General features: G+C 65.6%; 16 protein-coding genes. 9 read left to right on the top strand and 7 right to left on the bottom strand.

The features are described from left to right. Window positions 1-11: 11 nt before the first annotated feature. The 7 genes from mnhG to mbhE are packed head-to-tail and all read right to left on the bottom strand — an operon-like array spanning window position 12 to window position 6559. On the bottom strand, window positions 12-1286 hold the full coding sequence (gene mnhG / locus AC0CMF_RS16775) for a monovalent cation/H(+) antiporter subunit G (RefSeq protein ID WP_374630349.1): 1275 nt from the start codon (window positions 1284-1286) through the stop codon (window positions 12-14). After that, a complete protein-coding gene (locus AC0CMF_RS16770; RefSeq protein ID WP_050473094.1) occupies window positions 1286-1576 on the bottom strand; it encodes an MrpF/PhaF family protein in 291 nt (96 codons plus the stop codon). The genes mnhG and AC0CMF_RS16770 overlap by 1 nt, the downstream gene beginning before the upstream one ends. After that, window positions 1573-1908 carry a Na+/H+ antiporter subunit E gene (locus tag AC0CMF_RS16765; protein WP_058899050.1) on the bottom strand — a complete coding sequence of 112 codons (336 nt, stop codon included), beginning with the start codon at window positions 1906-1908 and terminating at the stop codon, window positions 1573-1575. The genes AC0CMF_RS16770 and AC0CMF_RS16765 overlap by 4 nt, the downstream gene beginning before the upstream one ends. Then, entirely contained in the window at window positions 1905-3410 is a 1506-nt protein-coding gene (locus AC0CMF_RS16760; RefSeq protein ID WP_058899051.1) for a Na+/H+ antiporter subunit D, read from the bottom strand. Before AC0CMF_RS16760 ends, AC0CMF_RS16765 begins: the two co-directional genes overlap by 4 nt. After that, window positions 3403-3789 (bottom strand): NADH-quinone oxidoreductase subunit K, encoded by a 387-nt coding sequence (locus AC0CMF_RS16755; protein WP_050473097.1) that lies wholly within the window; start codon window positions 3787-3789, stop codon window positions 3403-3405. Before AC0CMF_RS16755 ends, AC0CMF_RS16760 begins: the two co-directional genes overlap by 8 nt. After that, entirely contained in the window at window positions 3786-4190 is a 405-nt protein-coding gene (locus AC0CMF_RS16750; protein WP_050473098.1) for an MnhB domain-containing protein, read from the bottom strand. Before AC0CMF_RS16750 ends, AC0CMF_RS16755 begins: the two co-directional genes overlap by 4 nt. Window positions 4191-4195: 5 nt before the next feature. Then, entirely contained in the window at window positions 4196-6559 is a 2364-nt protein-coding gene (gene mbhE / locus AC0CMF_RS16745) for a hydrogen gas-evolving membrane-bound hydrogenase subunit E (RefSeq protein ID WP_058899053.1), read from the bottom strand. Window positions 6560-6808: 249 nt separating this feature from the next. Between mbhE and AC0CMF_RS16740 the strand changes: the two genes are divergently transcribed. The 9 genes from AC0CMF_RS16740 (at window position 6809) to cysG (ending at window position 19155) form a co-directional block, all read left to right on the top strand. Then, the gene (locus tag AC0CMF_RS16740; RefSeq protein WP_050473100.1) at window positions 6809-7393 is read left to right on the top strand and encodes an ANTAR domain-containing response regulator; all 585 of its coding nucleotides are present in this window, start codon (window positions 6809-6811) and stop codon (window positions 7391-7393) included. Window positions 7394-7437: 44 nt separating this feature from the next. After that, window positions 7438-8700: a CmpA/NrtA family ABC transporter substrate-binding protein gene (locus AC0CMF_RS16735; RefSeq protein WP_374630348.1), complete on the top strand. Its 1263-nt coding sequence runs from the start codon at window positions 7438-7440 to the stop codon at window positions 8698-8700. 351 nt (window positions 8701-9051) lie between these two features. Beyond that, window positions 9052-10341, top strand: coding sequence for a CmpA/NrtA family ABC transporter substrate-binding protein (locus AC0CMF_RS16730; RefSeq protein ID WP_058899055.1), 1290 nt, complete (start codon window positions 9052-9054; stop codon window positions 10339-10341). A 70-nt stretch (window positions 10342-10411) separates the two neighbouring features. Further along, window positions 10412-11308 (top strand): nitrate ABC transporter permease, encoded by an 897-nt coding sequence (gene ntrB / locus AC0CMF_RS16725; RefSeq protein ID WP_374630347.1) that lies wholly within the window; start codon window positions 10412-10414, stop codon window positions 11306-11308. 14 nt (window positions 11309-11322) lie between these two features. Then, the gene (locus tag AC0CMF_RS16720; RefSeq protein ID WP_019966568.1) at window positions 11323-12123 is read left to right on the top strand and encodes an ABC transporter ATP-binding protein; all 801 of its coding nucleotides are present in this window, start codon (window positions 11323-11325) and stop codon (window positions 12121-12123) included. A gap of 5 nt (window positions 12124-12128) precedes the next feature. Beyond that, on the top strand, window positions 12129-14594 hold the full coding sequence (gene nirB, locus AC0CMF_RS16715) for a nitrite reductase large subunit NirB (protein ID WP_374630346.1): 2466 nt from the start codon (window positions 12129-12131) through the stop codon (window positions 14592-14594). 5 nt (window positions 14595-14599) lie between these two features. Next, a complete protein-coding gene (nirD, locus tag AC0CMF_RS16710) occupies window positions 14600-14962 on the top strand; it encodes a nitrite reductase small subunit NirD (RefSeq protein WP_050473144.1) in 363 nt (120 codons plus the stop codon). Next, window positions 14955-17663 carry a nitrate reductase gene (locus AC0CMF_RS16705; protein ID WP_472482225.1) on the top strand — a complete coding sequence of 903 codons (2709 nt, stop codon included), beginning with the start codon at window positions 14955-14957 and terminating at the stop codon, window positions 17661-17663. Before nirD ends, AC0CMF_RS16705 begins: the two co-directional genes overlap by 8 nt. Next, window positions 17638-19155, top strand: coding sequence for a siroheme synthase CysG (gene cysG, locus AC0CMF_RS16700; protein ID WP_374631168.1), 1518 nt, complete (start codon window positions 17638-17640; stop codon window positions 19153-19155). Before AC0CMF_RS16705 ends, cysG begins: the two co-directional genes overlap by 26 nt. Window positions 19156-19404: the final 249 nt, after the last annotated feature.

The raw sequence follows: 19404 nt of genomic DNA, 5'->3' as shown, positions 1-19404 counted from the left end.
GTGCCAGAGCTTTATGCCGGATTGCCGGTCTGCGGCTCCATGATCAGCACGTCGCTTTCCAGTCCCGGTGCGATGCGCTCCCGCCAGGGCGTGCCGTACCAGCTGGTGCGCAGCGGCCGGGGTGTGTGGCCGAGTATGACGGCGCGCACGCCTTCCGCCCCTGCCGGGATGGAGCTGTCGTCACCTTCTGCGGCCAGCTGCACATAGTCACAGCCAAAGCGGCGGGCAACGCCAGCAAGATGCGAGGGGCTGTCCGGCTGGTTGGTGACATGGACAAGCTTCGTCACGTCCCACAAGCCGCTGAGCAGGGCCCATTCGGTCAGGGCGGGCAGGTGCTCTTCGCCGCAATCGCGCACCACGAGCGTGCGGGCGCTTTCCGGCAGTGTTTTGCCGGAGGTGAACAGGACCGGGCCGCGGTGGCTCGACGGCAGCCGCAGCAACCCGTCCGGATCCCAGGTGGTCAGGTCCCGCCGGCCTTCGGCCTGATGGTGGAACCAGCCCTTGCAGGGCAGCACAAGCAGGGTCCGGCCCGGCTCGTCCGCACACAGGAGAAGCTGCTCCGGATCGCCTTCGTCATAGACGAGGACCGGCTCGGACGAGGCCCGGGATGTGCAGGTCTTCAGGGCCCGCAGCGCGGCGCTGGCCTTGTCGCGGATCCGCCGGCGCATCTGCGCGTGATCACTGGATGCGGCAATGGCGTGGGTGTCGATCAGCACATAGGCCGTCAGACCGGCACCATTGCCTTTGGCGATGGCACAGGCCCGGTCGGCCGGCGGCTGCACTTCACCGTCGATCACCGCGAAGCGGACAGCTTCCAGCGCCGGAAACGGCTTCAGGGCACCGCGCGGCTCCACGAGATGGCGGAACGGGGCTTCGGCAGGGCGCTCGTCCGGCTCAAGCACAGCCTCCCCGGCCGGCCAGCCGGTCGGCCATTGGGTGCGCTCGTCCAGCGGCTGGGGTGCCCGGCGCAGCACACCCTCCAGCGCGTCCCCTCCGGCGAGCGCCAGACGGGCACCGGAAACATAGGCGGCCCGACCCAGAAGATGACCGGCGACAGGCACGGTCAGCAGCAGGAACAGCAGGGTCAGCAGGCCCAGCACCACCGCTTCTATGTCTCCATGGGCGATGATGCTGCCGAGGAGCACGAGGCCTGCGCCAAGGGTGCCCGCCTTGGTGGCGGCATGCATGCGCTGGAACGGGTCGGGCAGCTTCATGACCCCGAGGGCCGCGATGCACAGGAAGCCGGTACCGGCCAGTTTCAACAGGACGGAAAGCAGCAGAAGCATCACTTGTCCTCCTTCTTCTTCTCAAGCAGCGCCGACAGCGAGCAGGTGGCCAGGAAGCCGATCAGCGCGATGCCGAAGGCGATGTCCAGAAATTCGCGGCGCCCGGTGCCGATCATGGTCAGCGCGGCGATGGCGACGGCGATGCCGGTCAGCATGTCCAGCGCGACGAAACGGTCGGCATAGCCGGGGCCGGTGACCATGCGGATGGCGGCAAGCGTCAGGGGCACCATCAGGATCGCGATCAGGATGGCGGCGAAGAGGGTCAGGTAGCTGTCCAGAAACTCGATCATCCTTCAATCTCCTTGATGCGCTTTTCGAACGTGCCCTTGATGTTGGCTGCGACCACATCCGGGTCCGGGGCATTGAGGACATGCACATAGAGGGTGCTGAGGTCCTCGCTCACATGCAGCGAAGTGGTGCCCGGTGTCAGGCTGACGCAGTTGGCAAGGGCTGTGACCCCGGCGCGGCTGCGCAGGTTGACCGGCACGGCAACAATGGCCGGGCGCAGTGCCGTGCGGTTGCCCAGAACCTGCCGGGCCACCGTGATGGACGAGGCCACCAGTTCTCTCAGGAACACGAGCCCGAGAATTGCGGACTGGCCGATGCGAATGGCGAGGGTCATGGCGTCACTCCTGCGGTCTTGAGTTCGGTATCGAAGGCGCTAATGAACTCCGACGGATTGCCGAGGCTCTCGCCGGCGAGGTTGGAGAAGGCGATCAGCGGCTCCGGATTGAAACCGATGGCGACGGTGATGACGCCCAGCACCACGATGGGGGCCACCATGGCCAGCGGCACCGGGCGGGCCTTGAGCTTGCGGACCGGCTCCTTCCAGAAGGCCTCGATCCAGATCTTGCTCATGGAGAAGATCGTCAGGAGGCCGACAAAGAGCGCGACGGCTGCAAGCCAGGCGGCATCATTCTGGAAGGAGGCATCCACCACCATGAACTTGGCCCAGAAGCCCGACATCGGCGGGATACCGGCCAGCGACAGGGCGGGGATGGCAAACAGCACCGCGAGCAGCGGCGAGGACTTCATCAGCCCGCCGGACTTGCGCAGGTCGAAGGACCCGGTCGCCCGGTGGATGGCGCCTGCGATGAAGAACAGGTTCGCCTTCACCACGATGTGGTGGATGATGTAGAAGACCGCGCCTGCCAGAGCCAGCGGCGTTGCGATGGCAAGGCCCAGCATGATGTAGCCGATCTGGCTGATGATGTGGAACGACAGGATGCGCCGCACGTCCCACTGCACCGCCGCGCCAAAGACGCCGAACAGCATGGTCCCGGCCGCGAACAGGGCCATCAGCGGCTTCAGTCCGCCGTTGTCCACCTCGAAGAGTAGGGTGAAGACGCGGAACAGCGCATAGACGCCCACCTTCGTCAAAAGGCCCGCAAACACCGCCGAAACGATGATCGAAGCCGTGTGATAGGAGGCCGGCAGCCAGAAGAACATCGGGAAGAAGCCCGCCTTGATGCCGAAGGCCAGCAGGAACATCATCGCCGCCAGGCTGAGTGCCGCCGAGGATTCCGTGCGCGGCAGAACGGTGGCGAGATCCGCCATGTTCAGCGTGCCGGTGGCGCCATAGAGCAGCCCGATCGCCATCAGGAACAGGATGGTCGAGAACAGGTTCAGCACCGCATATTTGATCGCCCCGTCGATCTGCGCACGGGTGCGGTCCAGCGTGATGAGGCCGAGCGTTGCGATCAGCATCACTTCAAACCAGACATAGAGGTTGAAGATGTCGCCGGTCAGAAAGGCGCCGTTGACGCCGGTCATCAGGCCGAGGAACAGCGGGTAGAAGCCCGAACGGATCTGGCGCTGGCGCAGGTCCGCGAGGGCAAAGACCAGCGCACACAGGGCCAGCAGGCTGGAAATCACCACCATGGCCGCGCTGAAGCGGTCCGCGGCAAAGACGATGCCGAAGGGCGGCGCCCAGCCTCCGAAGGCCTTGGTCAGGATCGTGCCGGTCATGACCTCCCGCAGCACCAGCACTGAGGCGGCCAGCGTGAGGGTCATGCCGGTAAGGGCCACGGCGCGCTGCACGGCCGGCCAGACATGGAAGGCGGCGGCCAGCGCGGCGGCTGCCAGCGGCAGGATGACGGGCCAGAGGAGAAGCGTGTCAGCCATTGCGGGTGGCCTCCTTGTCAAAGGGCGAGCCGAGTTCTTCGGCCGCATTCTGCTCGTCGGTGAAGACGGAGCCGAGGGCCGAGTAGGCCTTGAGCACGAGGGCGGCAGCAAAGGCCACCAGCGCAAAGCCGATGACGATGGCGGTCAGGATCAGCGCCTGGGGCAGGGGATTTGCCGATTCTGCGCCAAGCACCTGCGCACCCTTTTCGATGATCGGCGGGGCGGTGAACTGCAGCCCGCCCGCGACGAAGATCAGGAGGTTCACAGCCGCCGACAGCAGCACGACGCCGAAGAGGATGCGCACCACGTGCCGCGACAGCAGCAGATAGATGCCTGCGCCCATCTGGGCGGAAATGGCAAAGGCGTAGATGAGGCTCACTGTTCCACTCCCTCATAGAACCGGAAGACCAGCGACAGCACGCCGCCAATGACGACCATGAAGACGCCGATATCGAAGATCGTGGCGGTGCCCACATGGGCAGAGCCGAGTTCCGCCCACCAGTGGGTCAGGAACGAGCCATCCGAGAACAGGCCCGGCAGGCCGCTGATGAAGGACAGGAACAAGCCGCAGCCCATCAGTGCGATGGGGTGAACCATCAGTGCCCGGCGGGCGGTCTCCACGCTGCCGGCCAGTGCCAGCAGCGCGAAGCCGAGGGCTGCGAACAGTCCGCCGATGAAGCCGCCGCCCGGTTCGTTGTGACCGCGGAACAGCATGTAGACGGACACCACGAGCAGCAGCACGAAGACGAGGCGGGACATGGTTGAGAAGATAATGGACATGGCTGTCACTCCTTCGTGGTGGCTGGTGCGCTTATGGGCGTGCTTGCGGGCTTGCCTGCAGGTTTGCGGGCACCGCGCAGCAGGCCCCAGGCGGCGATGGTTGCGAGGGCGACGACGGCGATCTCACCCAGCGTGTCGATGGCGCGGTAATCCACGAGGATCACGTTGACGACGTTGCGGCCATAGGCCTCCAGGTAGCTGGTTTCGCCGAAATATTCGGACAGGCGCAGATCAACCGGGGTGACGCCGATGGAGGCAAGCGCGACGAACATGATCACGGCAAAGCCGGTGGCGATCAGGCCGTCGCGGCGGCGCTCGTTGACGCTGCGCGAATGACGGCGCCGCGAGGGCAGGCGCAGCAGCACCGCCGTCATCAGGATGACGATCAGCGTTTCAACAGCCGTCTGCGTCAGGGCGAGGTCCGGGGCACCGTTGAGCATGAACACCACGGCAGAGCCGAAGCCGGTGACGCCCGCTGCCACGAGCCCGGCGATCAGCGAGCGCACGAAGACCGTTGCAATGGCGCCTGCTGCCGTGAGCAGCAGCACCAGCACCACGGAGATGCGGATGCGGCCCTCACCGGCCAGGAAGTCCCAGGACGGCGCGGCGAAGAAGGCGAAGGCAAGGCCTGCAATCACCGTTAGCAGCACGATGGTGGTGTAGCGGTGCTGGTCGCCGTTCTGCAGCACGCGGGTCGACAGGCGCGCCGTGTCCAGAAGGCCGTTGAGCGCCTTGTGATAGAAGCGGTCACCCAGCCAGGCATAGAACCGGTCATAGTGGCGCAGCGTGTTGTGGATGCGGGTCCACTGCAGCACGATCACGGCACCGATGGTGATGACCAGCGCCGACAGCATCAGCATCGGCGTCAGGCCGTGCCAGAGCTTGAAGGACACATCCACCGGCTGGCCATAGAGGGCCGAAGCGGCAGGGGCGATGAGCCACTGGGCCACCGGACCGGGCACGAGGCCGATCAGGATGCCGCCGGCGGCCAGCAGCAGCGGCCCCACGAGCAGGCCCGGCGTCTCGCCATGATGCACTTCGCTGACACGCTCGGCCTTGAAGTAGAACGGGCGGATCGACACCACACCGGCTACGCCCACCATGACCGCATTGACGAGAACGGCAGCGGCGACGGGCAGGAAGTTCCAGTCGCTGGCAAGCTGTGCCTCGAACAGGTACTCCTTGGAGATGAAGCCGACGAAGGGCGGCAGGCCGGCCATCGACAGGCTGGCCAGCACGGCTGCAACCGCAGTGACCGGCAGGAAGCGGGCAAGGCCGCCGAGCCTGTTCAGGTTGGCTTCGCCCGTGGCATGGATGGCGGTGCCTGCACAGAAGAACAGCGCCGCCTTGTAAAGCGCGTGGGCGAGGATGAACCCGGCTGTTGCGACGGCCGCCACTTCCCCGGTCAGGCCGATCAGCATCACCAGAATGCCGAGCGAGGCGACGGTGGACTGGGCCAGCACGGCCTTGAAACCTTCGGCGCGCAGGGCCTGCAGGGCGGCGACGATCATGGTCAGCGAGCCGACGATGACGAGCGTCTGGCCGAAGGCGGGCATCCCGGCAAAGACGCCGTCAAACCGAGCCAGCAGGAACACGCCCAGCTTCACCATGGTGGCCGAATGCAGATAGGCGGAGGCCGGCGTCGGCGCGGCCATGGCATTCGGCAGCCAGAAGTGGAAGGGGAACTGCGCGCTCTTGGTGAAGGCGCCGATCATGATCAGCACCGCGATCGTCCCGGCCCAGGGGCTCGCCACGAGTTCGCCGGAACGGGCCAGAACCTCGGTGAAGGAGAAGGTGCCCATGGTCATGCCGATGACGAGAATGCCCGCAAACAGCACCAGGCCGCCGCCGCCGGTGACGACCAGCGACTGCAGGGCAGACTTGCGCGCCGCTTCCTTGTGGCCGTCAAAGCCGATGAGCAGGAAGGAGGCAAGGCTCGTCAGTTCCCAGAAGACGAACATGACGATCAGGTTGTCGGAGAGCACCGTGCCGAGCATCGCGGCCATGAACAGCAGGATGAGGCCGAGGAAGCGGCCAATCTCGGAACTGGGCTTTTCGGCGAAATAGGCGCCGGCATAGATCACCACCAGCGTGCCGATGCCGCTGATCAGCAGGCCGAAGAGCAGCGAGAAGCCGTCCAGGCGGAACGACAGCTCCACGCCCAGCGACGGCACCCAGGCCAGTTGCGCCGTCAGCGCCCCGCCGGATGCCACCTGTCCGGCCTGCATCAGCAGTGAGGCAAAGATGGCCAGGGGGATGAGGCACATCACCCAACCGGTATTGCGCCCCAGAAATGATGCAGCTGGCCGCGCAATCAACGCGCCCGCCAGTGCGGCAACTATGCTCCACTCAAAGCTCACGGCTTGCATCCCTCTTGCTGTTTGCCCTGTATTGGCAAGAGGCGTGCCAGGTCGATTTTCTCTTTATTATCAACGATTATAATGCTTTGTTCTGCTCCCCTGTCCGGATTTCCGAACAAGAGAGCAGTGCCCCGTCCGGAAATCCGGACAGGGGGGAAGGGTGGGGCAAAGGGCCTTTCGGGTCCTCTTGCGCGGCATGCCTATAAAACGGGCAGGGGGTGATATTGCGCTGCGGGAAAGCCCCGGCATAATCGCGCCATGGACGCTGCCCTGACCGTACTCGTGATCGATGAGAATGACATTCGCGCCTCGATCATCGAGCGCGGATTGCGGGAGGCTGGGCATGAGCGGGTGATCCTCCTGTCCAGCATGGACGGGCTGGTGCGCCGCATCGTCGAGATCGACCCGGATGTGATCGTGATCGATCTGGAAAACCCCAACCGTGACCAGCTGGAGCATCTGTTTCAGGTGTCGCGCGCGGCCCAGCGGCCGATTGCCATGTTCGTCGACCGCTCGGAAAGCGGCATGGTCGCGGCGGCGGTGGAGGCTGGCGTGTCCGCCTATGTGGTCGATGGGCTGCGGCAGGAGCGGGTGAAGCCGATCCTCGACATGGCCATTGCCCGGTTCAACGCCTTCACCCGGCTGCAGCAGGAACTGGCCGAGGCGCGCAACGCGCTGGAAGAGCGCAAGGTGGTGGAGCGGGCCAAGGGCATTTTGATGAAATCCCGTGGGCTTAGCGAGGAAGAAGCCTTCACGCTGCTGCGGCAGACGGCGATGAACGAGAAGAAGAAGATTGCGGACATCGCCCAGAGCGTGGTGACCGCAGCCGGGCTGCTGCTGTGAGCGGCAGGCCCGCGCGGGGGGACGCGCAGAAGGAGCAGGACAGGATGAACGCACACCCGGCACATGCCCCCGATCTTCCCCTGCCCGGCAAGGGGCCGGGACGGGAGCCGCGCGTGCTCAGGGCCGGCTTCATTCCGCTCGTTGACGCCTCGATCCTGCTGGCCGCTGCCGAGGCGGGCTTTGCCGAACGCGAGGGCCTGCGGCTGGAACTGGTGCGCGATGTCTCCTGGGCCAATGTGCGCGACCGGCTCGCCTTCCGCCAGTTCGACATCGCCCACATGCTCTCGCCCATGCCGGTGGCAGCGCAACTCGGGCTTGGCTCCAACCCGTCGCCTGCGGTCACGCCCTTCTTTCTGGGGCAGGGCGGCAATGCCATCACGCTGGCGCTGCGGCTGTTCGAGGAAATGGCCGCACTTTCCGAAGGGGTGGAGCGGGCTGATGCGCTGGGCTGCGCCAGGGCTTTGGCGCTGGTGGTGCGGGCGCGGCGGGAAGGCGGCATGGCGCCGCTGACGCTGGGCGTCACCTATCCGTTTTCCTCCCATAACTATGAGTTCCGCTACTGGCTGGCGGCCGGCGGCATTGATCCGGATGCGGATGTGCGGCTGGTGGTCGTGCCGCCGCCCATGACCTCCGATGCGCTGGAAGCAGGCGCCATTGACGGTTTCTGCGTCGGTGCGCCGTGGAACATGATTGCCTGCGAACGCGGTGTCGGGCGCATCGTTGCGGTCAAGCAGGACATCTGGCCGCTGGCGCCGGAAAAGGTGCTGGCCATGCGCCCCGAATGGGCCGATGCCAATCAGGACACGGTGATGCGGCTGATCGTGGCGCTCGACCGGGCGGCGCGCTGGTGTCAGGCGCCGGAAAACCATGATGACCTGGCCGCGATCCTTGCCGATCCGCGCTATCTGGGCGCGCCAAAGGACATTCTGCGCCGCGTTCTGGCGGGCGAATTCAGCCTTGATGCCCATGGCCGCACCCGCCGGATCGACAGTTACTTCCGCTTTCACGGGCAGAGCTCGAATGTGCCGAACCGCACGCTGGCGCTGTGGATCTACAGCCAGATGATCCGATGGGGGCAGGCCGGGTTTTCACAGGCGCTGGCGGAGAAGGCCGCAGGTTCCTGCCGCCCGGATCTCTACCGCATGGCCCTTGGAGCAGATGCGGATGCGGATCTGGAGGATGCCGCTCTGACGGCAGCCGCCTTCATGGATGGCGCACGCTTCGATCCCCAGGACATCATGGCCCATGTGGAGGGCTTCCCGGTGCGCCGCAGACCCGGTGAGCCGGTGCCGCTGTCTGAAGTGTGAGTGGATTCAATTTGTGCAGATAAGTTGCTGCACTGCATGATGGTGCATAAAAAGGTGGCGGTTCTGATAAGCGCCTGCCGGAGGTTCAAAGCCTGGCTTCTCAAAAAGCCCTTGTAAATCAATATTCTACCGCAGCGGCACGCATCTGGCACGGCGCTTGCTTTTAAGATTGCAGTCCGGTCAACGGCGACCGGAACCATCGAACGCACATATCAGCGTTCACGAGAGACATCGACGTCGCTTGGTTTGCAGCCGGGAACCTCCCTTCCCGCGCGCAGTCACCGGGCGGCGTTTTTTGTTTTGGGCTCCAGGAAAAACAGAAGGGCCCGGGCAAAGAAGGGGACAGACACGATGAGCATCACCACAGCCGGCCTCAGCCGCCGCACCTTGTTGAAGTCCACCGCCGCCGCCGCCCTTGCCGGGGCTGTGAAGTCGGCCTTTCCCTCCGGCGCCTTTGCACAAGGGGCTGGGCCAGAGACAACCCGCGCCGTTCTCGGCTTCATCGCGCTCACCGATTCCGCGCCGCTGATCGTGGCCAAGGAGAAGGGGCTCTTCGCCAAATACGGCATGCCGGATGTGGAAGTGGTGAAGCAGGCCTCCTGGGGCACCACGCGTGACAATCTGGTGCTGGGCTCGCAAGGCAACGGCATTGATGGCGCGCATATCCTGACGCCGATGCCCTACCTCATCTCCGCCGGCAAGGTGACGCAGAACAACGTGCCGCTGCCCATGGTCATTCTCGCCCGCCTCAATCTGGATGCGCAGGGCATTTCGGTGGGCTCGGCCTACAAGGACCTGCAGGTCGGGCTTGATTCCGGTGTGCTGCGCGAGGCCTTTGCCGCGCGCAAGGCAGCAGGCAATCCGGCCAAGGCAGCCATGACCTTCCCCGGTGGCACCCATGACCTGTGGATCCGCTACTGGCTGGCCGCCGGCGGCATCGATCCGGACACGGACGTCGAGACCATCGTCGTGCCGCCGCCGCAGATGGTGGCCAACATGAAGGTCGGCACCATGGACTGCTTCTGCGTCGGCGAGCCCTGGAACGAGCAGCTGGTCAATCAGGGCATCGGCTTCACCGCCGTCAACACGGCGGAGCTGTGGAACAAGCACCCCGAGAAGTCGCTGGGCATGCGTGCCGACTGGGTGGAGAAGAACCCGCGCGCCGCGCAGGCCCTGCTGATGGCCACCATGGAAGCGGCCCAGTGGTGCGATGACATGGCCAACAAGGAAGAACTGGCCGAAATCGTCGGCAAGCGCGCATGGTTCAACGTTCCGGCCAAGGACATCGTTGACCGCCTGAAGGGCGAATATGACTACGGCAACGGCAAGGTCGTCGAGGACAGCCCGCATTTCATGAAGTTCTGGCGCGACCACGCCTCCTATCCGTTCCAGAGCCACGATGCCTGGTTCCTCACCGAAGACATCCGCTGGGGCAAGTTCGAGCCGGAGACGGACATCAAGGCGCTGATTGCGCAGGTGAACCGCGAGGACCTGTGGCGCGAGGCGGCCAAGACGCTGGGCGTCACCGATATCCCGGCCTCCACCTCGCGCGGGGTGGAAACCTTCTTCGACGGCAAGGTCTTCGACCCGGAAAACCCCGAAGCCTACCTGAAGAGCCTTGCGATTACGCGGATCGCCTGAAGGCAGCATGAGATGCCCCGGAGCGGGGACGCACCGCTCCGGGACTGACGAAGACCCGAGGGAGAACCCGATGCCCCAGACCCAGCTGAAGATGAAGGACGCCGCGATACGCAAGGCAACGGCCAGCGTCATCGCCTTTACCCGCCCCATGAAGACAAGCAGCCATTTCACCCGCGCCCAGGCGCTTGCCCGCAGTGCGTCTGAAACGCTGCTGCCGCCCGTGATCACCCTCGCCGTGCTTCTGGCCATCTGGCAGGTGCTGTGCTCCTCGCCGACCTCCAGCCTGCCGGCCCCTTCCAGGGTGCTGTCGGAAAGCTGGGAGATCATTGCCCATCCGTTCTATGAAGGGCAGGGCATCGATCAGGGCATGTTCTGGCAGATCCTTGCCAGCCTGCAGCGCGTGGCTGTCGGCTATGCCTTCTCCGTTGTGGTGGGCATCGGCCTTGGCGTGCTCGTCGGCTCCAGCCAGTGGGCGATGCGGGGTCTCGATCCGATCTTCCAGGTGCTGCGCACCGTGCCGCCGCTGGCCTGGCTGCCCCTGTCGCTGGCCGCCTTTCAGGATGGAAGCCCCTCAGCCATCTTCGTCATCTTCATCACCGCCGTCTGGCCGATCATCATCAATACGGCGGTCGGCATCCGCAACATTCCGCAGGACTATCAGAACGTTGCCAGGGTGCTGCGGCTGAACGGCTTCGAGTATTTCGCCAAGATCATGCTGCCGGCTGCCGCGCCCTACATCTTCACGGGCCTGCGCATCGGCATCGGCCTGTCCTGGCTCGCCATCGTGGCGGCGGAAATGCTCATCGGCGGCGTCGGCATCGGCTTCTTCATCTGGGACGCATGGAACTCGTCGCTGATCAGCGACATCATCGTCGCCCTCGTCTATGTCGGGGTCGTCGGCTTCTTCCTTGACCGTCTCATCGCCTTTGCAGGCCGCCTCGTCACCCGCGGCACCGCGACCGCCTGAACAGGAGAACCGGCATGGCACAGTCCTATCTTTCCCTGCAGCTTGTCTCCAAGACCTACGAGCGTGCGGGCCTCAAGTCCGAGGTGCTGCGTGAGGTTTCCCTCAATGCGGACAAGGGCGAGTTCATCTCCATCATCGGCCACTCCGGCTGCGGCAAGTCCACGGTGCTCAACATCATCGCCGGGCTGACCCCGGCGACGACGGGTGTGGTGTTTCTGGAAGGGCAGGTGGTGGATGCCCCCGGCCCGGAGCGGGCGGTCGTCTTCCAGAACCACAGCCTTCTGCCCTGGCTGACCGTCTACGAGAATGTCGATCTCGCCGTCTCCAAGGTGTTCCGCGGCCGCAAGAGCAAGGCCGAGCGGCACGACTGGGTGATGCACAATCTCGATCTGGTGCAGATGGCCCATGCCGGCAGCAAGCGTCCTGCGGAAATTTCCGGCGGCATGAAGCAGCGCGTCGGCATCGCCCGGGCGCTGTCCATGGAACCCAAGGTGCTGCTGCTGGACGAACCCTTCGGCGCGCTGGATGCGCTGACCCGCGCCCATCTGCAGGATGCGGTGATGGAGATCCACGCAAGGCTCGGCAACACCATGATCATGATCACCCATGACGTGGACGAGGCCGTACTGCTGTCGGACCGCATCGTGATGATGACCAACGGCCCGGCCGCCTGCATCGGCGAGGTGCTGGAGGTGCCGATCGAGCGTCCGCGCAACCGCATCGAGCTGGCCTCCGACCGCACCTATCTGAAGTGCCGCGAGGCTGTCCTGAAATTCCTCTACGAGCGTCACCGCTTCGTGGAAGCGGCGGAGTGAGCCCCATGCGCCAGAAACTCGTTATCGCCGGCAATGGCATGGCCCCAGGGCGGATGCTGGAGCATCTGCTGGAGCAGGCACCGGACCTTTACGACATCACCATCTTCAATGCCGAACCGCGCGTGAACTACGACCGCATCATGCTGTCGCCGGTTCTCTCGGGCGAAAAGGCCTTTGAGGACATCATCATCCATGGCGATGGCTGGTACATCCGCAACGGCATCACCCTCTACAAGGGCCACCGCATCACCGCCATCGACCGTGAGGCAAAGACGGTCACCTCCGATCAGGGTGAGATTGCAGCCTACGACAAGCTGGTGATCGCCACCGGCTCGGTGCCCTTCATCCTGCCCGTGCCGGGCAAGGACCTGAGAGGCGTCATCACCTACCGCGATCTGGATGACGTGGACGCCATGCTGCTGGCCGCGCAGGCCCGCGAGACGGCGGTGGTCATCGGCGGCGGTCTGCTGGGGCTGGAAGCGGCTGCCGGGCTGAAGGCGCGCGGCATGGATGTGACCGTGCTGCACGTGATGCCGACGCTGATGGAGCGTCAACTCGATCCGGCGGCTGGCTATCTGCTGCAGCGCTCGCTGGAAGAGCGCGGCATCAAGGTGATAACCCGCGCCAACACGCAGGCGCTGCTGGCCGATGACACCGGCAAGGTCCGTGCGGTCGCGCTGCAGGATGGCACGGAAGTGCCCGCGACGCTCGTCGTCATGGCGGCGGGCATCCGCCCCAACGCAGGCCTTGCCCGCGAGGCAGGGCTTGAGGTGAACCGGGGCATCCTCGTCGATGACCACATGCGCACCAGTGATCCGGATATCTTCTCTCTCGGCGAATGCGCGGAAGTGGGCGGGCAGGTCTATGGTCTTGTCGCGCCGCTTTATGAGATGGCACGGGTGCTGGCGGGCGAACTGGCAAAGCCGGTGACGGGCGCCGACGTGAAGGGCTTCGTCCATCAGGACACGCCCACCAAGCTCAAGGTGACCGGCATTGACCTGTTCTCGCTGGGGGACTTTGCCGAAAGCGAGGACCGGGAGGAAATCGTCCTGCGCGATGCCAGCGCGGGCGTCTACAAGCGGCTGATCCTCAAGGACAACCGCATCATCGGCTCGGTCCTCTTCGGCGAGACCGGCGATGCCGCGTGGTTTGCGGATCTGAAGAAGAAGGGCACGGATATCTCGGATCTGCGCGAAACGCTGATCTTCGGGCAGGCCTTCCAGGGAGGGGGCGCACTGGACCCTACGGCGGCCGTTGCGGCGTTGGCGGATGATGCGGAAATCTGCGGCTGCAACGGCGTGTGCAAGGGAACCATCGTCTCGGCTATCACGGCCAAGGGCCTGACCAGCCTTGAGGAGGTCCGCGCCCACACCAAGGCCTCCGCCTCCTGCGGCAATTGCACGGGGCTGGTGGAAAAGGTGATGCAGCTGACGCTGGGCGACAGGTTCGAGGCGCAGGCGGTGAAGCCCATGTGCGGCTGCACCACGCACAGCCACGACGAGGTGCGCCGCCTGATCAAGGCGAAGAAGCTGAAGTCCATTCCGGCGGTGATGCAGGAGCTGAACTGGTCCACCTCCGGCGGCTGCGCCAAGTGCCGGCCGGCGCTCAACTACTACCTGATGGCCGACTGGCCGGGCGAATACGAGGATGACAGCCAGTCGCGCTTCATCAACGAGCGCGTCCACGCCAACATCCAGAAGGACGGCACCTATTCCGTCGTGCCGCGCATGTGGGGCGGCATGACCTCGGCCTCGGAACTGAGAGCCATCGCCGATGTGGTGGACAAGTTCGCCATTCCCGCCGTCAAGGTCACGGGCGGCCAGCGCATCGACATGCTGGGGGTGAAGAAGGAAGACTTGCCCGCCGTCTGGGAGGATCTCGGCAAGGCCGGGTTCGTCTCCGGCCACGCCTATGCCAAGGGCCTGCGCACGGTAAAGACCTGTGTCGGCTCGGATTGGTGCCGCTTCGGCACGCAGGATTCGACCGGTCTGGGTGTGCGGCTGGAAAAGTTCCTCTGGGGCTCCTGGACGCCGGCCAAGGTGAAGCTCGCCGTCTCCGGCTGTCCGCGCAACTGCGCCGAGGCCACCTGCAAGGACGTCGGCGTGATCTGTGTCGACAGCGGCTACGAGATCCATTTCGCAGGCGCGGCCGGGCTCGACATCAAGGGCACGGATGTTCTGGGCCTTGTCCATACCGAGGATGAGGCGCTGGAGCACATCACGGCGCTGATCCAGATGTACCGCGAGCAGGGCCATTATCTGGAGCGCATCTACAAGTGGGCCAAGCGCATCGGCCACGACGAGGTGCGCCGCCAGATCATGGAAGATGGCGACCGCCGCCGCGCCTATTTCGAGCGCTTCGTCTATTCGCAGAAATTCGCGCAGACCGACCCGTGGTCCGAGCGTGTCTCGGGCAAGGACAAGCATGAATTCCGGCCCATGGCCGTGCTGGGACTGGAGGCGGCGGAATGAACGCGATGACACCAGACTGGATCGAGATCGGCAGCCTGTCCGACATTCCCCGCTCGGGCGCCCGTGTCGTCAAGACACCGGCGGGCTGCATTGCCCTGTTCCGCACCGAGGCGGATGAAGTCTATGCGCTGGACGACCGCTGCCCCCACAAGGGCGGGCCGTTGAGCGAGGGCATCGTGCATGGGCGGCATGTCACCTGTCCGCTGCACAACTGGGTGTTTGACCTTGCAACGGGTCTGGCACAGGGGGCGGATGAGGGGGCGGTTGCCACCACGCCTGCCCGTGTCGAAGGCGGGAGGGTGTTCCTCACCCGCGCCGCACTGACCCTGCATGGCCGGACCGCGCAAGGGGAGAAGCTGGATGGCTGAAACCACCCGCACCGCCTGCCCCTATTGCGGTGTCGGCTGCGGCGTGCTGGCCACCCGGCATGACGATGGCTCCGTCACCGTGAAGGGCGATCCGGAGCACCCTTCCAACTTCGGGCGGCTCTGCTCCAAGGGCTCGGCGCTGGCGGACACGCTGGCGCTGGAGGGCCGGCTGCTCCATCCGGAAATCGGCGGACGCCGCGCCTCCTGGGATATGGCGCTTGATCTCGTCGCCCGCCGGTTCAGCGAGGCCATCCGCGAGCATGGGCCGGACAGCGTTGCCATCTACGGTTCCGGCCAGCTGTTGACGGAAGATTATTATGCCGCCAACAAGCTGATGAAGGGCTTCATCGGTTCGGCCAATATCGACACCAACTCCCGCCTGTGCATGGCTTCCTCCGTCGCCGGCCACCGGCGGGCCTTCGGCTCGGATACCGTGCCGGGCAGCTATGAGGATCTGGAAGAGGCAGACCTTGTGGTGCTGGTGGGCTCAAATCTCGCCTGGTGCCATCCGGTGCTGTTCCAGCGGCTGGAGGCGGCCAAGGCGGCGCGGCCTTCCATCCGGGTCGTCACCATCGACCCGCGCCGCACGGCCACCAGCGAACTGGCGGACCTGCATCTCTCCATCCGCCCGGATGGCGACACGGCGCTCTTTGCCGGGCTGCTCGCCTATCTCGACGAGGGCGGGCGCATCGACCGGGCTTATGTGCGCCAGCATGTGAATGGACTGGATGAAGCGCTGGCCATCGCCCGCCAGTGGCCGGTGAGCGCCGTGGCTGCGGCAACGGGGCTTTCTCCGGCCGAAATCGGCGCCTTCTTCGAGCTTTTCGCCCGCACGCCGAAAGTGGTGACTGTCTACAGCCAGGGCGTCAACCAGTCCGTCTCCGGCACGGACAAGGTCAATGCCATCGTCAATGTGCATCTTGCCACGGGCCGTATCGGCAAGCCCGGCATGGGGCCGTTTTCCGTCACCGGCCAGCCCAATGCCATGGGTGGGCGCGAGGTGGGCGGCCTTGCCAACATGCTTGCCGCCCATATGGACCTCGACAATCCGGCGCACCGGGACATCGTGCAGGGCTTCTGGAACGCGCCAAAGCTGGCGGCGAGGCCCGGCCTGAAGGCGGTGGAACTGTTCGATGCCATGCACGAGGGCCGCATTAAGGCGGTCTGGATCATGGCCACCAATCCGGTGGACAGCCTGCCGGATGCCGACCGGGTGCGCGAGGCGCTGGGCCGCTGCCCCTTCGTCGTGGTCTCCGATGTGCTGCGTGATACGGACACCACCCGCCACGCCCATGTGCTGCTGCCTGCCGCCGCCTGGGGCGAGAAGGACGGCACGGTGACGAATTCCGAACGGCGCATCTCCCGCCAGCGTGCCTTCCTGCCGCTGCCGGGCGAAGTTCTGCCGGACTGGGCGATCATCTCCGCCGTGGCGCGGCGCATGGGGCATGGGCAGGCTTTCGGCTACACCAGCCCGGCTGACATCTTCGCCGAACATGCCGCTCTTTCCGGCGTTGCCAACAACGGCAGCCGCGATTTCGATATCAGCGCGCATGCCGGTATCGGCCAGCCGGATTATGACGCGCTGGAGCCTTTCCTCTGGCCTGCGCCCGCAGACGGGAAAGGCCTGGAAGATGGCCGCTTCTTTGCGCAAGGTGGCTACTTCACCCCGGACCGCAAGGCGCGGATGGTGCCGGTGGCGCCTGCCGCAACCGGACCGGAAGAGGATGGCCTGCTGACGCTCAACACCGGCCGCATCCGCGACCAGTGGCACACCATGACGCGCACTGGCCGGGCAGCGCGGCTGTTGACCCATATCGCCGAGCCCTTCGCCGAAATTCACCCCGAAGACGCCGCAGCGCAGGGCATCGCGGCGGCGGATCTGGTGGAGATTTCCAATGCGCGGGGCAGCGTTCTCGTGCGGGCCGTGGTGACGGACCGGGTGCGCCGGGGCGAGGTTTTCGTGCCGATGCACTGGACCGGGCAATTCTCCGCCCGCGCCCGCATCGATGTTCTGGCCGGGCGCCAGCGCGATCCGTTCTCCGGCCAGCCGGGGCTGAAGCGCAATGCGGTGCGTCTCTCTTCGGTTGCTGCCCGCTGGCATGGCTTTGCCGTGCTCTCCCGCGCACCTGAGCATTTGCCCTTCGCCTATTGGGCGCTTGCGCCGCTGACCGATGTGGGAACCAGCGAGGCGGTGAAGATCGAGTTTGCCACGCTGGAGGACGACACGCCGGAAGAGATCGCGGCAAGCCTCCTGCGCCGCTGCACCCTTGGCGGGGCTGGCAAGCCGGAGCAGATGTCCTTCCATGCAGCCTCTGACGGGCTTTACCGTTGCATGGTCTGGCAGGACGGTGTGCTGGCTGGTGCCGTATTCCTCGCCCGCACGCCGGTTGCCGTTTCCCGCAGCTGGGCTAGCAGCCTGCCCGGCACGCGGGACGATGGCCCAGCCACCCGCTGGCGCCTGCTCGCCGGGCGCCCGGCAGCGGATGTGCCGGACAAGGGGCCGGTGGTCTGCACCTGTTTTCAGATTGGGGCCAATGAAATCCGCCGCGCCGCTGCTGAGGGCTCTGGCACGGTGGCTGCCATTGGTGACTGCCTGGGCGCGGGCAGCAACTGCGGCTCCTGCCGCCCGGAAATCGCCCGCCTGCTGGCGGAGTGCAAACCTCATGAGGAGGCGCATGACCATGCTGCACGTTCAGCCTGAAACCTCTGGCCTTTCGCCTCGTTCCGCCCGCCCGCAGCGTCCTACCCGGATGGAGCCTCTGGCCGTGCTGCCGGTGTTCCTGCCGCTCACGGGCCGCAAGGCGGTGCTGGCCGGGGGCGGGGAGCCTGCCGCCTGGAAAGCCGAGCTGCTGCTGGCCGCAGGGGTGGAATTGCACCTCTTCACGGATAGCCCTTGCGAGGATCTGGTGGCGCTGCTGGCGGATCCGGCGCTGAGCCCGCGCATCCATCATGCTTGCCGGATCTGGCAGCCGGAAGATCTCACCGGCGCTGCCCTTGCCATTGCTGATGCGGAAGATGACGAGGATGCTGCAGCCTTCTTCGCGGCGGCCCGTGCGGCGGGTGTGCCGGTGAATGTCATCGACCGGCCGGCCTTCTGCCAGTTCCAGTTCGGCGGCATCGTTAACCGCTCGCCGCTGGTCGTCGGCATCTCCACCGATGGCGCGGCCCCCGTTCTGGGCCAGACGGTGCGCCAGAAGATCGAAACCCTGCTGCCGCCCGGCCTCTCCCGCTGGGCGCAGCTTGCTGCCCGTATTCGCGCGGCGGTGAGTGAACGGCTGGAAAGCGTGGCCTTGCGGCGCCGCTTCTGGCGGCAGTTCAGCGAAGCCGCCTTTGCGCGCGGGGCGCCGGAACTTGAGGAGGATTTCGGCGCCCTCATCGATCATCTGGCGGAGGAGGCCCCTGCCACCGGTGAGGTGGTGCTGGTGGGGGCAGGCCCCGGCGATGCCGCCCATCTGACGCTTGGCGCCATGCGGGCCTTGCAGTCGGCGGATGTGATCCTGTTTGACGATCTTGTCAGCGCCGAAGTGCTGGAGCTTGCCCGCCGCGAGGCGAAACGCATGCTCGTCGGCAAGCGCGGCGGGCGGGAAAGCTGCGCGCAGGAAGACATCAATGACATGATGGTTTCGCTCGCCCGGCAGGGGCGCAAGGTGGTGCGGCTGAAGTCCGGTGATCCGATGGTCTTCGGCCGGGCGGGGGAGGAAATTGCCCGCCTCGAAGCCGAAGGCATCCCCGTTTCCGTGGTGCCGGGCATCACGGCGGCCTCTGCCATGGCGGCGCGGCTGAAGGTGTCACTCACCCACCGTGACCATGCCCAGAGCCTGCGCCTGATGACCGCCCATTCCCGTCACGGCGGCCTGCCGGACACGCTGGACCTGTCAGGCCGCGCCACCTCTGCCTCCACCACGGTGTTCTACATGGGCCGCCGCATGGCCGACAGTCTGCGCCAGCGGCTCCTGTCGGAAGGCGTCTCCCCTGACTTGCCCGTTGTGGCCCACGGCTCCGTCAGCCGCCCGGAGGAGAAAATCTGGACCGGCCGCCTCGCAGACCTCACCAGCACCGCCATGGCCGCCTTCGGCGAGGCTCCGGTGCTGATCGGCATAGGACAAGTCTTTGCGGCCGCGAAGGCGGGGGAGGAGGAGGCCGGGTTGCCGGTGGTGGCGGCTCAGGTTCAGGCCCGCAAGGTTCGCGCATGAAAGAGCGTGCACAACTGGATGTGCTGCTGCGCTGCGGTTTTGCCATTCTGCATTGTGGCGGTTGATCCCTTCGTATAAATGACGGGCCTCTGGCACTCTGCAGATCTGATCTGGATTGTTTGTGTCACTGCAGGGACCAGTGTCCGTCATCAGGCGCCGTGTTCGCCTGACGGGTTTTGAGTGGGCAGATTCTGGAGTTCCCGACGTGAGCCGCTTTGTTTCAGATGATCGTCCTGGCACGCAGGTCAG

The organism is Pannonibacter sp. CBAS1226, from assembly GCF_055685825.1.
Note: the sequence above shows the minus strand (reverse complement) of the source record. Positions and strands in the feature narration are given on the sequence as shown.